Annotated in this window: 15 protein-coding genes; all 15 read right to left on the bottom strand. The window is 40.1% G+C overall.

The annotated features are described in order from the left end of the window. Positions 1-98 precede the first annotated feature (98 nt). A complete protein-coding gene (locus HPE56_RS08770) occupies positions 99-701 on the bottom strand; it encodes a TetR/AcrR family transcriptional regulator (RefSeq protein WP_188243397.1) in 603 nt (200 codons plus the stop codon). 193 nt (positions 702-894) lie between these two features. Next, positions 895-1,614 carry a LytR/AlgR family response regulator transcription factor gene (locus HPE56_RS08775; protein WP_188243398.1) on the bottom strand — a complete coding sequence of 240 codons (720 nt, stop codon included), beginning with the start codon at positions 1,612-1,614 and terminating at the stop codon, positions 895-897. Beyond that, on the bottom strand, positions 1,611-2,735 hold the full coding sequence (locus HPE56_RS08780; RefSeq protein WP_188243399.1) for a sensor histidine kinase: 1,125 nt from the start codon (positions 2,733-2,735) through the stop codon (positions 1,611-1,613). The genes HPE56_RS08775 and HPE56_RS08780 overlap by 4 nt, the downstream gene beginning before the upstream one ends. A gap of 148 nt (positions 2,736-2,883) precedes the next feature. After that, the gene (locus HPE56_RS08785; protein ID WP_188243400.1) at positions 2,884-4,680 is read right to left on the bottom strand and encodes an FAD-dependent oxidoreductase; all 1,797 of its coding nucleotides are present in this window, start codon (positions 4,678-4,680) and stop codon (positions 2,884-2,886) included. Further along, positions 4,673-5,320, bottom strand: a complete 648-nt coding sequence (locus tag HPE56_RS08790) for a ferric reductase-like transmembrane domain-containing protein (protein WP_188243401.1) — start codon at positions 5,318-5,320, stop codon at positions 4,673-4,675. Before HPE56_RS08790 ends, HPE56_RS08785 begins: the two co-directional genes overlap by 8 nt. A gap of 2 nt (positions 5,321-5,322) precedes the next feature. After that, positions 5,323-5,538, bottom strand: coding sequence for a 4Fe-4S dicluster domain-containing protein (locus HPE56_RS08795; RefSeq protein WP_109649127.1), 216 nt, complete (start codon positions 5,536-5,538; stop codon positions 5,323-5,325). A gap of 192 nt (positions 5,539-5,730) precedes the next feature. Beyond that, complete coding sequence (locus HPE56_RS08800; RefSeq protein ID WP_188243402.1) at positions 5,731-6,438, bottom strand: hypothetical protein; 708 nt, start codon at positions 6,436-6,438, stop codon at positions 5,731-5,733. A 45-nt stretch (positions 6,439-6,483) separates the two neighbouring features. Continuing rightward, on the bottom strand, positions 6,484-7,005 hold the full coding sequence (locus tag HPE56_RS08805; RefSeq protein WP_317173192.1) for a PepSY domain-containing protein: 522 nt from the start codon (positions 7,003-7,005) through the stop codon (positions 6,484-6,486). A 107-nt stretch (positions 7,006-7,112) separates the two neighbouring features. After that, the gene (locus HPE56_RS08810; RefSeq protein WP_188243403.1) at positions 7,113-8,576 is read right to left on the bottom strand and encodes a CotH kinase family protein; all 1,464 of its coding nucleotides are present in this window, start codon (positions 8,574-8,576) and stop codon (positions 7,113-7,115) included. A gap of 437 nt (positions 8,577-9,013) precedes the next feature. Next, positions 9,014-9,781, bottom strand: coding sequence for a hypothetical protein (locus HPE56_RS08815; RefSeq protein WP_188243404.1), 768 nt, complete (start codon positions 9,779-9,781; stop codon positions 9,014-9,016). 147 nt (positions 9,782-9,928) lie between these two features. After that, complete coding sequence (locus tag HPE56_RS08820; RefSeq protein WP_223170251.1) at positions 9,929-11,164, bottom strand: Lcl C-terminal domain-containing protein; 1,236 nt, start codon at positions 11,162-11,164, stop codon at positions 9,929-9,931. A 27-nt stretch (positions 11,165-11,191) separates the two neighbouring features. Then, positions 11,192-12,835: a carbohydrate-binding domain-containing protein gene (locus HPE56_RS08825; RefSeq protein ID WP_188243405.1), complete on the bottom strand. Its 1,644-nt coding sequence runs from the start codon at positions 12,833-12,835 to the stop codon at positions 11,192-11,194. 44 nt (positions 12,836-12,879) lie between these two features. Further along, a complete protein-coding gene (locus HPE56_RS08830; protein WP_188243406.1) occupies positions 12,880-13,266 on the bottom strand; it encodes a hypothetical protein in 387 nt (128 codons plus the stop codon). An 83-nt stretch (positions 13,267-13,349) separates the two neighbouring features. After that, the gene (locus HPE56_RS08835) at positions 13,350-13,601 is read right to left on the bottom strand and encodes a hypothetical protein (RefSeq protein ID WP_188243407.1); all 252 of its coding nucleotides are present in this window, start codon (positions 13,599-13,601) and stop codon (positions 13,350-13,352) included. A 681-nt stretch (positions 13,602-14,282) separates the two neighbouring features. Next, positions 14,283-15,602 (bottom strand): Lcl C-terminal domain-containing protein, encoded by a 1,320-nt coding sequence (locus HPE56_RS08840; RefSeq protein ID WP_223170252.1) that lies wholly within the window; start codon positions 15,600-15,602, stop codon positions 14,283-14,285. Positions 15,603-15,606 lie beyond the last annotated feature (4 nt).

The following is a 15,606-nucleotide window of genomic DNA, read 5'->3' on the forward strand; positions in this document are numbered from 1 at the left end:
CACTCCCATGCCCTAGGGCGTACACGGCCATTCAACTTATTGTTCTCCCCGTTCAACATGTCCAATAAACATACCTTATAGTATGTTTAATACCCATGCTAGGCGCTAATCTGTTTGATATACAATGAAAGTCCTGAGACATACTCATCCAAGATCAGATCATTGTCGTATAATTTACGAAGTCCACGCACCCCTTCGAAGGCACTTATCAAATAAACGGCAACCGATTTACTACAGATATCCTTCCTGACACTGCCCTCGGTTTTCCCTCTATCCAACACATACACCAAGGCGGATTTCCACTCTTCAATGATCCGTTTCAAAGCGTTTTGATAGGCAACTTCATGATCCCCAATTTCATTTATAAAATTATTGGTAGGACAACCATGCTGTTTTTCATATACCGTAAAGGACTTTAACCGCACGGAGAAAATGGTCTTCAATATTTCCAAAGCATCCCCGGAACCATATAATGGCGCCACCATAGCCTCATAGACCCTTTTCTGCAATTTCAAACCAATGACCGCAAGTGCCAATGCTTTCTTATTTTCAAAATGATGGTAAAAAGCACCCTTGGTCAAGTTGGTCGCCTTCATTATTTTATCTACGCTCGTGGTTTTAAAACCATTTTCATAAAATAGCTTAAACGATTCGTTTAGAATTAATTGCCTGGTAAGTTCTGACTTTAACTTTTGATCCATGGGCCAAAAGTATCCATTATATACTAGGTAGTATGTTTTTTTAAGAAAGGATTATGATTTTCCCTTGAATTCAGGAAAGCTTATGCCCTAAGCAGTTTAAAAGAGGAATCAAAAAAGTACCCGGAATATGACTTTGTCAGACAGGTATAAAGAATGCAACCTTATGCGTATCGAACGGAAGCATACTGAACAATCAAACGAGGAAATTGTCGTCCAGGTATTTCTGGAACTTTGGTTTGTATTGCTCACTGATGGGAATATAAATATTCTTATCAAAAACAATACGGTTACGCTCGACTACTGAAATTTTATCGAGATTTACGATATAGGATCGATGCACCCTCATAAAATGGTCTGAGGACAGAAAGCCTTCCATTTTTTTCATACTCATTAAGGCCATAATGGGCTTTTCGGTTTGTAGATGGATGCGTAAATACTCCCGCATGCCCTCGATATATTTAATATCGGCTAGGTTGATGCGTAATATTTTATATTCCGACTTAATAAAGAGGAACTTATCGTTACTATGAACCTCGGTAGTTTGTTCCCCTGCTTGCACTTGTATCCTGTCCTTGGCCTTGACCGCTGCCTTTAAAAAATCGCTATAGCCAATGGGTTTCAACAGGTAGTCGATGGCATCGACACGAAAACCTTCAATAGCATACTCACTATAGGCCGTGGTGAAAATCACCTTCGGTGGATTGGTCAAGGATTTAACAAAATCCATTCCGTTCAAATCGGGCATATTGATATCGACAAACATCAAATCCACCTCGTTATCCTCCAGGAATGAAATGGCCTGTAGCGCACTCTCAAATTGATTTTCCAAAACAAGAAATGGGGTCTTTTCAATATAACTGGCAATTTGTTTTAATGCCAAGGGTTCATCATCTATAGCAATACAGCGAATCATAAGGGAATGTTTAGGGTTACCGAATATTTACCCCCAACATCAACGATATCAAGGCTATATGTCTTATTATAGATTAGATCCAAACGTTTTTTAATATTTTCAATACCAATACCTGAGGGTTCTTCCGCCTTTTTGGAATGGTTACTATTTTCAATCCTGAAATTCAATTGATCATCAGTAAAGGACATCGTTATATGTATAAACGAATCTTTGTTATAACTTATTCCATGCTTAAAGGCATTTTCCAACAAAGAAGTGAACAATAATGGCGGAATCGATTTATCCGGTATTACATTGGGAATGTCTACCTCAATAACCACCTTATCGCTAAACCGTAACCGCATCAATTCAATATAACTTCGGATAAAACCGACCTCCTTGATTATCGGGGTGGATTTTTCCTCGCAATCGTACAAAAGATGCCGCATTAGATTAGAGAGTTTTATAATGGATTCTTTCGCCTCCTCTGAATCAATATCGACCAAGGCATGGATGTTATTGAGCGTATTCATAAAAAAATGTGGACTGATCTGGTTTCGCAAAAAAGCCAATTGGTTTTCCACATTCTCCTTTTGCAGCCTAAATTTCTCCTGCTCCAAATTCGCCCAGCGCATCGATATCTGCAGTCCTGCATCAAAACCCAACAAAAGAATCGAAAGCATCAGGAAATTGGCATATGCCGGAATGGGTCCTTGATTATTCCGTACCGGATGATTTGGGGGAGGTAACTCCCTTCCAAAATTGGCTTCGGGCAGATTCTCCATCGGTCTATCAATCCTTTCATGTGGGGGAGGAAGTCGTTGGGGAATAACCGTATTATTAAAAAGGTAGGTAAGCATTGTTCCCGCCAATATCAGCACAAAAATGAGGCTAAAATAGAGGACTTTCTTCCCCTTGAAAAAGAACAAAGGCATTAACACAAAACGATGAACCAAAAAAAGTGCAAGTAGCGCTACATGATTTTTCCAAATATCAAATACATGAATCCAATTGATTTCATCCTCAAATTGACCAAACAATAAAGGGGAAGCGAACAAAACGATCCAAAAGGTAAAAATTACAAAAGGTTCAAAAAGACCGATCCGCTTAACAAAAGCCTTGTTCGTATTACTATCACTCATGTATTCTGTACTGTTTTTCGAAGATAATGATTTCTAAAAGGCCTCGCATATTGAAATCAATAATTCTTTCTTGGTTGGTATTATAGGTTCCCCAAAAACTTTAATTCGGTTTTTGGATGTGCTTCAAATCACAAGAAACACCTTACCCTTAAATTATATCGACACCTTCGTTCGGCCATTGACCGAAAGGTTGTTTTTCAAACTGCATACTGCCGTCTTCCCCTTTAAAGATATTGATCCAGGCCTGCCAGTTTTCATTGTCCATTTCAGGATAATCCAGTCTATAATGGCTACACCTACTCTCTTTCCGCATCAAAGATGCCTTCAGTTTCATTTCGGCACTTACAATCATATTAGCTGTTTCGTGGGCCAATCGTAATTCATGAAAATTGGCTGCCCGTAACATCCCCATATGATGATCCCGTAATTCCTCTATATAGGCTAAAGCACCTTTCATTAAACTTTCCTTTTTGATATACAGTATAAAATTCGGAATCATGATACCTTGTAAGGTTTGGGTAACATAAGCCGGACTATACCCTGCCTCCCTTTTTAAAGGCGCCAAAATTTCCTCCTGAATTTCATTGATTTTAGGGTCTGATATTTTTATGTTTCCCACCTGCTTGCAATACTTGGCGGCAGCTTTACCTGCAACCCCACCTTGGACCGCCGAGCCTGCCAATGACGAACCGATCTGCGTATAAATACCACCCGACATATAAGACCCCAAGGCATCACCTGCAGCATAAAGTCCGGGTATATTGGATTCACATTGGTCATTGATAGGCACCAACCCTTCCGATTTATGGATGGCCATTCCGGCAGAGGAGCCCCCTACCCTATCACCGTCCATTCCTGGAGGTCCTCCACCCTCTTTAGGAGGTTTTCCACCTCCAGGTGGCTTACTACCTCCCCTAGGAGGTCTACCTTCTTCCGATTGGGGACCCTGATTTTGCTGGGCATTTTTCCTATCAAATTCAGCTGGCGTATAGGGTCCTCCCGATACGGTCGTTTTGTTTTCAGACCCCGGACCACCCATTTTCACAGGATTACCGGACGTATAGGCCATATAGTTCAAATCGACCCCAAGATCATGATGCACCTCAATACTAACCGTACTGGGTTTTTGTTCAAACATATTTCCCCAACCATCATAACTGGCCGCGGCATTTTCGGATTTCCCAGGATGGCCATCATTCCATTCCTTGCCGGTTACCTTGGCACCAATGTTATAAGCCATTATGGTACCGTCATGGGTTAAATCCCCTATGGGGAATCCATTAGGTTTAAAACCACCTGCTCCAGTACATAGAATGACACTTTTTGCCTCATAGATGATTACTTTCTGTTCATTGGTACTAAATCCGGCAGCCCCGACAATCTTTTCATCCTCTTTGATCAGATGGGTTACCACGATACGTTCCTGAACCGGTATGTTGCGTTCCTCAATAGGTTTACTAAAACTCTTATGATATACCGCTGAATCAAAGAATCCCCATGATTTCAGTTCATTTACCCGTGCCATTGAATGCTCCGCCATTTGTCTGGTATACACCTCATTATTACTTCCCATGGCCGAACGGGAAACTTTAGCAACAAATTCATCGATGCTCAATTTTTCATTACTGTGATCATATGCAAATATTCCTTTGGCAAAAGGTGTTTGGCCCGAAGAGCCAAGACGGCCTTTCGAGACCATCATAACCTTTGCCCCTGCGTCATGGGCTTTTACAGCTGCGAACAAACCGGCCATTCCACTACCAATGACCAATACATCCGTACTGAATTTATCCAGTCCCAATGCCTCAACATCGACCTCTGGACTATTCTCGGCCCATCCCATAGGCAATCCCATGGAAGCCAAGGCAACAGCACCCGCCGCACCACCGGCCAAGGCAATGAAGTTGCGTCGTGAAATACTCTTATTCTCTTTTGAACTAGACATTTTTGATTGTTTTTTGTGTAGGTTGTTTGACTAAATAGGTTCGTAACAGATAGAAGATTCCACTTGCCACGGCGATCACATAGAACATCGTGAAAGCACTATTGATATGGCGACCCAAGGTAATGACATGCCAAGTGGCGGCAACGATAAAAACCACAGTCAAATAAGCGTGAAAGGTTCTCCAAGTCTTATATTTCAAATGCAGCTTAAACCTAAAAAACGAAGTGACCATAATCACCAACATTACCGTATAGGCCAGCATACCAAGAACAAGTCCAATAGTATCGAAAGTGGTTATCAATCGTATAAAGGCATCCATGGGAGACACCGCATCGTCGAAGAATTTAGGAAGTATGATAAAAAACGGATGCAGCATGATAACACTAATAAATACATACCCTATGAGCTTGTGTATTTTCAATACATAGGACATCTTTACCTTCTTCACCAATCCCCTATTCGTTCTCGCCAAAAAGAATTGCGCCAATAGCAAACTAAAGGCTAAAATGGTCAACAGGGAAAGTGAATCCATAAGTAAAGTCCGTTTGGGAAAATCCCCCAAAAACCACAACAACAACGGTAGACCGATAAACGCTACACCCAGTGACAACAACTTGAATATTTTTCTTTCTTTTTGCATGACTAACCCCATGATACGATTACAGGAATGGTTTTTTCCGGAGTAAGCGTAATCGCATCAACCGGACAATACAACCGACACAAATGACATATTTGGCAATCCTCCGGAAAGGTAATTACCGCCTTTTTGGTTTTTGGATCTAACCGAATAACATCGGTAGGGCAACTTTTAATGCACTCTTCACACCCTATACATCCGTTTATACTTTCAATGGCCATTATTAAGTGCTTTTACAATTTCTATATCAAAGTAACAGCACTTCCTTTCCAATTGAAAAAGGAATCGACAGACCAAGGGACTTTCTCAACCAAACGGGGAATCACAACAACAAAGGAATCTTGGTCGATGCATTGGAATACTGATAGGAATATAAAAGGAGGATTCAACTTAAGGGTATTCCCCAATCGTCATTATTGACGCTTGTAGACCAGAACAGGGCCTTTATACGGGTTTAACCTCTTGTTGGTATAATAACGAAGTACAAAAAACAACACTAGTGTAAATACCAATAACACACTTACATACAGGAGATGCCCCCTATTCCAGGGGAAACCATCGGAAAGAATATATTTTCCATCCCTATTGACAATACACATGGAAAATTCATTGTCTGCGTTCAATATACTGCTCACATTTCCTTTTTCACTAAAAAAGCCAGTTACATTTTGTTGGGACCCGTTTTCCTCAAAAACGTTCAGTTTCACGGATAATTCATCAAAATCCTTGGGAATGCCCTTAAGAACAAAACGGACCTCTGCCTGTTGGCTTCCCAAACGGGCGTCTACAGGTAAAAGTGCTACCGAGACATCATCCGCTACCAAGTGGATATGTGTATTTAAATATTGGATATACTTTTCTTTATAAGCCGCTATGGACAGCATCGATATATCCTCGGTACCGTAATATTTTTTCAACACCTCATAGGTACCAACCTGTGAAGCGGATATATCCATGAACCAATCATTCCCGATCTTTTCGAAAATAATCGATGATGTATAAGGATTAAAGGCTTTGGCACTGGACATACCAAGGACCAAAGCCATGATCAAAACAAATCTATTTACATTTCCCATATCATTCCCCTTCACGATTCCATCCTTGTAATCAACTTGTTTCATATAATCGTAATCCTACTTTTTACTTAGACCTAGCCTAGGTTTTATTTAAGACAAAAACACTAATAATACAGTTAATGCAACCCCTACAATCGACACATAAACCCCTTCTTTCAGGGTCTTGGTTTTCGGTTTGAACATAAAAAATGAGGACACGACAAAGAAGAACAATGACACCCCAAAAAATATATTCAACCAAAACAAGGGTTGATTCGTACTTGCCTTATGCAATTGATTCAATTTCCTCAATACCGCCGGCAATTCATTTGAAGTATATTTTACATCCCCTGTTAGGCTGTTATATGTACCATTATCAAAATACTGGGTATTATCCTCAACGTTGGAAACTTTTAAGTTTTTCAAATGCAATGCTTTACCCAATGCTTGCGAAGACAAACCAACCGCTACTTTTTTCTCGATCGTTTGTTCACTTTTCAAAAAATCGGTCTCCCGGAATATGAGAATAATTCCACTAAAGGCATAAACTGCCATAATACCTGCCAAGAAAAAACCTAAATAGCGATGGACAATACGCATATAAAAGTTCATTGATTTTTTACCCTTCATCATTTTTTGTTTAAAACTCCCTTTTTAGACTGCTTTAATCCCTAATAGTTTAAAGTCGTCTGTTGGAATTTTACACTTTTTTTTCCTGATATCATATTCTAATAGAACCTTTAATTGGACAAATAACTATTTACTGCAGATGCCCGACTTGAAGCATGTGATTTAAGCGTGGAAATAGCCGAATAGAATGAACTACTACTATTTAAAAATGTGTATCCGTCTACTTCAGAGGTCGCATAGGGTTCTACTAAACTTGAGTACGTATCATAAACACCTTGTATATAACTTGTCTCAAAAGGGCCGTCTACAACAGCCTGTACATAGGCGTCGTACTTTGCCTTATAAACCTCGTCTTGATATAAGTACCCAATCAATGGCCAGGTAGTACTGGAGAGGTCAGAGAAATCGAGGCTTAAGGAGCCTCCCAATTTCCCCCCTTGTAAAGCCTCATTATTATCCCAAGGTATCCAAGTCAACAAATTATTGTCAGGATTGTTATATAAGTAATAATTATGTTCCATTCGTCCGTAGGTATCCCAATTTTGGATCACCGTATTTACGGCTAGGTAATTCAAGAACGTGTCCACATCGAAGACAGCCTCCAAATTGGTTCTCCACGCTTCTGGATCGGTAGTCCTATTGTCCGCATGCAGTGCGGAAAACAGGCTTTCAATATCACTCCAATCCGCTTCATCCTCGTTGGTTTTCTTTTCGAAACCCTCCTCATTGAAAGTTCCTTCGGCAAAACTAGCCCCATAATCCTCTGGTTTATAAAGATTGCCATCATCACTGGAGAATTGGGTATCGATAACCGTATTGTCAACCTCTTCTACCAAGGTGTACAGTCCAAAATACTCGGGACCATCACCATGATCGACATAAAGGGTATAGAAAGATGTATTTGAAACAGCCAGACCGGAACTTTTGAATATATCGGAAGCGACCTTTTCCCTTAAAAAAGAGCTGTCATCATAATTATTCTTTAAACTGAACTTTTTAAAACCATAAAAACGTTGGTTTTTGATCTGTGGATAGTCATCCTCATACTCATCAAAATCCATTTTAAAGGCCAATTTCAAAATACCGGACTGCCAAGCACTTTGCAAACTTGAATTTCCTTTAAAACGCAAACCTACTTTATACCATTCCGTACCATTGTAAAAAACCGAACCTGGCACGAAAATTGGATCTTCATCGGAAGAACTTGTTCCGCCACCGGCCATACCTCCCCCAGGACCACTATTAGTACCTCCTAAGGTTCCGTACAGATTCGTCATATCGGCTAACATGGCTTCCCAGTTTTCTTCAGAGATAACAAAGTCAAATCTTTTTACCTCCGAATTATCGAATACCTCATCAAAATCGGGATCGGCATCCTTGCTATGTGTATCGGTAGTCCAATCAACCGGTTCAAAATCAGGATCATCCAAGGATACCGTGGTATCTGTCCCTGATGATGTTGTCTCTTCAGATTCCCCAATAGTATCGGTATCATCCGAACAATTAATAAATAAAAAGGATACCAATACCGCCAGACTGGTAAATATTGATGTTTTTAAGATTGATTTTTTCATGGTTTTTATTTATGGTTTTGTCTTCATTGTACGGGCAAATCAACATATTCTTTACTGTCGAAGGAAAAAGATTCAACGAATCGGGGGATTTTATCTACCAAATTGAACTGCACTTATATCTATTGGTCAGAAGAACTAAAAAAGGCACGCCAATTCTTTCGAAACCAGCGTGCCTTTTTCTAAACTAACTCAACCAAACAATTATTCAACCATAGGCACTCAATTTTAAGTCTATCCTAAGGAGTTTGTTATAACGATTATCCATCTCCCTGGATTCCTAAACTAATTCGAAACAAATTTAAGGATGACCCCATTACCCCAGAAAAGGAATCGACAAACCAAACCAGTATATCAACCAAAGACTTGATTTCATCTATGAAGGAAACGGTAAAGATCAATAAGACACATTCAAAAAAACACATCATTCCGGGTTTGTGTCAACTATCCTTATCATACCCCAATTCGCGATTAAGTTTTAACACAATATCTTGGGTTCTACTCCTTAATTTTTTTGCCAATGCCAGAAGATTTTCCGTATGCAATAACCTAGCAACAATGCTATTTTGATATTTTTTATCTTGTAGCAATAAATGATATTCAGACTTTGCCCCAAGCCTTTTAATAGCATTGTATTTGATGTCTTCATTTGGAAGCATATCGGCCAAGGACAGGTGTTTTTCCAAAACCGGTTGAATATCATCGATGACAATCTTTTTTACTTTTGCATCCTCTATAGCCAAAACCCCTATTTCGGTTGGGTAGTTGGTAATGACCCTTTTTAATGAATTGCTTTCTATCATTTCAAATTTTGTAGTACTAATTACGGAATTCAGGGCCCCATCCAGTAGATTCAAATCCCTATACGTATTATGAACGATCGTATCCTTGGCCCCCGGTGTAATTTGTTCTGGGGGTAGCCCCACATAATTAACGATAGCCTCCAATTTTACGATATCATTGGCATATTGATCGATGGCGCTATTGAGGGATTTCATATTTAGGTCTAGCTCTTCATAAAGGCTATCATAAATCTTTAGCTCAATAATTTTATTTTTTCGAATCTCATTGAGGTCATTGATTTTCCATGCCAATAAAATACTGATTACTATAAGCACTATTTCCCCAAAGGCATATAGAAAATACTTTTTTAGATTCCCCTCTTCCAAATATTTTAACCTGAACTGTTTTCTGAAAAATTTCAACATTGTTCCTTTTCGTTGTATCTGAATTATCCTTAATAATGAAGTCGTATAAACTTTTTCCATTGGCTAAAAAAGGCACGCTAGTTCTAACCAAACCAGCGTGCCCTTAACTAAACTAACTCAACCAAACAATTAATCCATCATAGGCACTCAATTTATATTTCTTACCAATCTCACATAATTATAATAGCGCTCGGCATCCTCACCTGCGGGACCATCTTCATCCTTGGTATCGAAACGTACGGCACCTGCACCATGAAAATCCTCCCCTTCACCGTTTACCGCCCTACCAAAGGCAACATACCAGGCATAGTAATAAGGTTCCCCACTTGTAAACGGTGCTGATGTGCCTGTCCAATAATAGCCATAGTCATCATCATAACCTGCTTCTTGAACATCACTTGATAATTGCGTACATGAAAACAAGGGGTCAATGGCCGGACCAACATTCTCACTATCGGTTGCCGTAGGTGAATAGGAATAATCGACAATTCCTTGAAGCTCTTTTACATTTGGCAAGCGCCAGTCTGTATACCCTGCCAAATCCGAACCTTCGGCATAATCCAAAGCATCCTCCCAGTCCAAGGTAACTCCCTCATCATCCTGTGCCCACATTAGACCGGTATTAGTATCGGAAATAGTACCATCCCCATTGTTTACATAGTCATTGGTTCCGTAATCACCACCACGTACAGCTCTTACGTATTTTCCACCAACAGGTCCGCTTGCATTTGCAGAATATGCCTTAATATGTCCGGTTACGTGGTTTACTCCAAATGCTGCATTAGAACCACCTTCAACCGTTACACCGACATAATAGTTGTTAGCCCAAAATTGTTCGTCCTTGGTTACCTCCCCACTTGCCAAATTAAAATATCCCGTATCCAAATAGGGCCATCCCGAGCTAAAATCACTTATTGAAAAAAGCTCTTTTAAAGTAGGCATCCGCCAATCATCATAACCGGAAAGCTCAAGACCATCACAATATGTTACCGCATCGTCCCAGGAATAATCTTCTGAAGAAGGTACCTGCTGCCACATTAAACCAGTGTTATTATCAGTTACGGTACCATCCCCATTATCAGTATAGGACATGGTCTCCCCTTTTAAGTAGGTTGCATCTTGACCATAGAAATCCTCTCCCTCACTTATACTACTTACAACCGCACCATCATTATCATATAAGGTGATCTGCCCAGTTGCTATTTGCAAAAAATCGCTTATAATTAATTCATCACCCGATGTAGCATCATCATCGGTGCTATCATCATCGGTAACTTCATCCGTAATGTCATCGTCATCGTCGCTACAACTTGTAACAAATGTCATTGCCGTAAATAGCAGGAAATAGAAGCTCAGTAAACCTAATGTCTTTTTTGTTGCCATATTTTTCATGTTTTTGTTTTTAAAGTATTAATTACCTCCAGGGCCGCCAAGGCCGCCAGCACCACCCTCACCTGTTGGTCCCATTTCCCCTCCGATTTGTGTAACTGTGCTGTTTATGGTAAACGAATCACCTGAATCTGTTCCACCGCTATATGTTCCAGAAGTATATAATCCGTTGATTTGGGTACCATTGCTTACACTTCCTCCTGTATAGATAGTATACGTTTCCCCTGTTTCCAATTTTGCATTGGAATAAATAATGGTTACTACGCTATTCGGTACTTCATACGTAAGGGCTTCCGTACCATCCTCTGATTGAATATTCAATAACTGATTTGCATTTACCCCATCAAAAATCACTGAGTTTTGCGTGCTTTCGCTTTCTGTTGGAAATGAAGTATTCAATCCCAATCCTAAAATTGTTCCTCCCGTAATTTTAAATGTATTATCATCACAATCAAAACTGCCGTCCGGCTCATCGACCCTTGTTGCTATAGCAATGGTTGTACCACCTGTAATGGTCATTCCACCGTTACTATCAATGGCATCATTAAGTGTGGTATAAACATAAATATTTCCTCCGTTAATGTATATATCGTCACCAGCATTTAGGCCGTCATCGTATGAATTGATGTTTATGGTACCGTCATTAATGGTTAATGTTCCTTTCGCTTCCATTCCTTCACCTTCTGAAGTAGTTATTCCAATAGTACCACCATTAATAGTGACATAGGGCGTAATGGAATCATCTGGTTCTTCTTCGTCATCAATGTCATACGAAGCTGCAATTCCATCATCAACAGCATTTATACTAAATGTTCCGTCGTTGATAATAATATAGCCTTCGTCGCAATCCATTCCGTCGCTATCTGCCGTTAAATTAAGTGTGCCTCCATCTACAATGATGTAATCGTTGGTGTGTATGGCGTCCGATGCTGCTTCGGTAACTGTGATTGTTCCACTAATTACCCTAACATAATCATCACTTGCGATACCGTGCTTATAGTTTCCAGCAACATTAAGAGCTCCTGAACCGCTAAAAACCAATTGCCCTTCGCTAAAAAATGCTGCTTTTGCATCTTCTTCATCGGGGATATTGCTATAACTTGATGCATCGGTCAAGTTGTTCGTACCTTCCAATATCACAAAAATGGTTTTCGAAGATTGGACATTTATCGCAGGACCATCGGTATTCGTGATACTTAAATCACTTAACGATAATTTGAATTTTTTATCGCTATAAATCTTCAACATCCCGTCTGTCGTTGTGCCCGAGACCTCGTAAGCCACTTTGGAAATAGCTGAATTAATGGTAACATCGGCACCGTCTTGCGTAATTACCACATCATTGGGAACCGGATTGGTAATGGTAGCCGACGTTTCGGAAAATACAATCTGTACGGTATTTTCGAAAGTAGCGTTTTCCACTAAATCATCTTCATCGGCACCTGTATTATCAGTGTCTCCTTCAGCCGTGCCAGCTGGGTTAGTGTCCTTTATTACAATATCTCCTGAATTTGTGGTATCATCATCGACTGCGGATGAATCATCCTCAATGACAACATCATCCCCATCATCGCTACTACAACCTATCGGAACAGTTAATAAAGCCAGGAGTATTACAAAAACCCCCGAAAATCTAATTATCTTGTACAATGCGCTATGGTTCATGATTGTTATTCTTTATGTATTAATTTCCAAGAATTACCTGTGTGTTATCTTTTACCTTTTTTCTGGTTTTTCTTCTGATAAGCCTTGAACAGTTTCTGTTGCTCATCGGTCAATAGAGCATTTACTTCATCTTCAAAATCATTTTTTAAAGCCTCCATTTCATCCCTATCCGGCCTTCCTGAGGACGTTTTTTTCTTGACCTCCTTAAAATGCGCTGTATACAGGGCTAATATTTCCGTTTCCTGATCTTCGCTCAGGGATATCTCTTCAGCCAAATCACTGACCATTGCCTTGATTTCTTTTGAGGAGGGTACTGGTGGTGGCCCTTGTTGTCCTCCTCCTTGTCCTCCTCTTTGGGCAAAGATTGTTCCTGATATCAGCATTGCACACAATACCAATGTGATGTTTGTAATTCTCTTCATTGTTTTCATAATTCTTATATTTATTGTTTTATACTTCCTTTTCTATATTACCTCTTAACACTTGTTCGTAATGGGTTTCTTTACACAAGTCCTTAATGATTCCGTCTTCTTCTTTCCGGCTTTCGCGATATGCTTTTATTCCCCTTCTCGACAAAAAGTGTTACATACAATCCTAAAAGCTTTCCTTCCTGTTCTTGATGTGATGCGGTTTCCATCGTTGAATCATTTAGCCTTTTTTGCTTTGCTGATGTAATGGATGGCCCATCTTCTTGTCCACAAACCGAAGTCGTTATCACCAATGCGATAACGGCACCTTTCCACACTATTTTCATCATTGACTTCATAAGTCCTGTTTTATTTATGGTTCAAAGAAACTGAAGTATACCCTCCTTTAAAACCAAAATCAACGAACAGAGGTATTTCCTCTACCAATTTGGGATAATAGCGATTGAACTGATATGATATAGGGTCAATCCCAAAAGTTGGGTGCGAATTAGAAAAAGAAAGTATAAACTATCCCGAAGTTCGTGTTCTGTTCTTTTTTGCATTGCCTCAAATGCATAGCATTCATGAATACCGCTAAAAAACAATAGACATGCCGATGAATAAAAAAGAAACAGGGCCGAAAAACCAAGGTATCGCATACCTTGGTTTAGAGGAGCCAGCTGCAGCCTGGCCATTTTGCTGAGACCCATATTGAGGAAAGCAAGTGAAACCCGCGGCCACACCGTCCAGGCCGCTTTCACTAAGGTGAAATGCTCTATGGACGGCTTCCTCCGCCCAATGCGGAAACCACTTGATTTAAAACGAAATCGAAAATAGGCCGTTCCTTCTTTAGGATTCCGTTCAGAGCCGTTAGAAATGCTGAATATTTCCTATTTAGGTTAACTCGATTATTTGCATAAATATCCAAATACCCAGAAATTGTTCTTGATCCATGATATATGGCATAAAAAAAACGCTAGTTATCATTAAACCAGCGTCCTTGTAATCCAACCGAAAAATTCTTGTTCAACCCTACTTAATTAATTTACATTCCTAACCAAGCGTACATAATTGAATACACGTACAGCATCACCCTGTGGGCCATGACCATCTGCAAAATCACTCGGATTTCCTGATTTAGGATCACTACGTTGACTGCCTGCCCCATGAACATCAATCCAACTTGGAGTTTCATTTGTCGAACTTTCCTCTAGTCTTCTTGGCGGCGGACCACTTGGTCTTTTACTTGCCCCCCTTTTCATTCCAGGCATTCCTTCTGAAGGCCTACTAGGCATGTTTCCCATTGATTTACCGAAAGCTACATATATAGCGGCCGAACCACTGATCTTACCTTCTCGTGCATGTGTGGTACTACTCCAATACCAGGGATAATCAACTTCACCGGCTTCATTAGTGATTTGTGTACAGTTGAAAAGTGGGTCTATGGCTGCAGAATTTGTTGTCGCCGGTGATCGTTCATAATCCACAATACTTTGTAATTCTTTGGCATCTGGCAGGCGCCAATCGCTATAGCCTGCAAACTCCTTACCCTCTGCATAAATTAAAGTGTGCTCCCAATCCAAACCCTTACCGTTATCATCTTGCATCCACATTAGTCCGGTTGCCTCATCGGTAATCGTACCATCCGTATTATCCACAAAATCATTACTACCATACGATGTATTGCCCCGTACCAGTAAATAGTTAAATGTTTTATCCCCCCTACCAGGCATACCCAATCCATAACCTTTTATTCGACCATCTGCAAAATTGACCCCAAAAACCATCGAAGACACTTCTTTACTAACATACACCGTAGTCGTGGCACATTGCATATCTATCAATCTTTCCCCTGCATTCAAATCGCCATACGCAAATTCAAAAATAGCGTTATCGATAAAGGGCGTATGCCCTTCAGTAGATTTGTTTTCTGGTGAGGTATCCCTTCCACTAAAAACAATCAAGGAATACATTTCTTTTATGGTTGGCAAACGCCAATCGTCGTAACTACCGAAAGTAACTCCCCCATCACCAAATTTTTCGAGGATTGCATTATACGTAAGTTTATCATCAACATTAATCTTCCCATCACCGTTATGGTCGAATGATTGTTGCCACATAAGCCCAGTCACCTTATCTGTCACCGTACCATCCCCATTATCGGTGTAGGATGGCACATTCCCAGGATAGTTCGCATTTTGTCCGTAAAAAGGCTCTCCTTCGGAAGGCGCCTTAATTTCATGTTGATTGTCATAAAACGTACTTTGGTTAGTGCCTACGATAGGGTAATTTTGGGCAAAAGCCATTATTGGCAAGCATACCATGCTACTTATAAATATCTTGAAATTTGAAATTCCCATTCGT

The sequence above is a fragment of the Maribacter aquimaris genome, from assembly GCF_014596745.1.
GTDB lineage: Bacteria > Bacteroidota > Bacteroidia > Flavobacteriales > Flavobacteriaceae > Maribacter_A > Maribacter_A aquimaris.

Coding starts and splice junctions, on each gene's coding strand:
- HPE56_RS08770 (WP_188243397.1), bottom strand. CDS start 701: ATGGATCAAAAGTTAAAGTCAGAACTTACCAGGCAATTAATTCTAAAC.
- HPE56_RS08775 (WP_188243398.1), bottom strand. CDS start 1,614: ATGATTCGCTGTATTGCTATAGATGATGAACCCTTGGCATTAAAACAA.
- HPE56_RS08780 (WP_188243399.1), bottom strand. CDS start 2,735: ATGAGTGATAGTAATACGAACAAGGCTTTTGTTAAGCGGATCGGTCTT.
- HPE56_RS08785 (WP_188243400.1), bottom strand. CDS start 4,680: ATGTCTAGTTCAAAAGAGAATAAGAGTATTTCACGACGCAACTTCATT.
- HPE56_RS08790 (WP_188243401.1), bottom strand. CDS start 5,320: ATGCAAAAAGAAAGAAAAATATTCAAGTTGTTGTCACTGGGTGTAGCG.
- HPE56_RS08795 (WP_109649127.1), bottom strand. CDS start 5,538: ATGGCCATTGAAAGTATAAACGGATGTATAGGGTGTGAAGAGTGCATT.
- HPE56_RS08800 (WP_188243402.1), bottom strand. CDS start 6,438: ATGAAACAAGTTGATTACAAGGATGGAATCGTGAAGGGGAATGATATG.
- HPE56_RS08805 (WP_317173192.1), bottom strand. CDS start 7,005: ATGATGAAGGGTAAAAAATCAATGAACTTTTATATGCGTATTGTCCAT.
- HPE56_RS08810 (WP_188243403.1), bottom strand. CDS start 8,576: ATGAAAAAATCAATCTTAAAAACATCAATATTTACCAGTCTGGCGGTA.
- HPE56_RS08815 (WP_188243404.1), bottom strand. CDS start 9,781: ATGTTGAAATTTTTCAGAAAACAGTTCAGGTTAAAATATTTGGAAGAG.
- HPE56_RS08820 (WP_223170251.1), bottom strand. CDS start 11,164: ATGGCAACAAAAAAGACATTAGGTTTACTGAGCTTCTATTTCCTGCTA.
- HPE56_RS08825 (WP_188243405.1), bottom strand. CDS start 12,835: ATGAACCATAGCGCATTGTACAAGATAATTAGATTTTCGGGGGTTTTT.
- HPE56_RS08830 (WP_188243406.1), bottom strand. CDS start 13,266: ATGAAAACAATGAAGAGAATTACAAACATCACATTGGTATTGTGTGCA.
- HPE56_RS08835 (WP_188243407.1), bottom strand. CDS start 13,601: ATGAAGTCAATGATGAAAATAGTGTGGAAAGGTGCCGTTATCGCATTG.
- HPE56_RS08840 (WP_223170252.1), bottom strand. CDS start 15,602: ATGGGAATTTCAAATTTCAAGATATTTATAAGTAGCATGGTATGCTTG.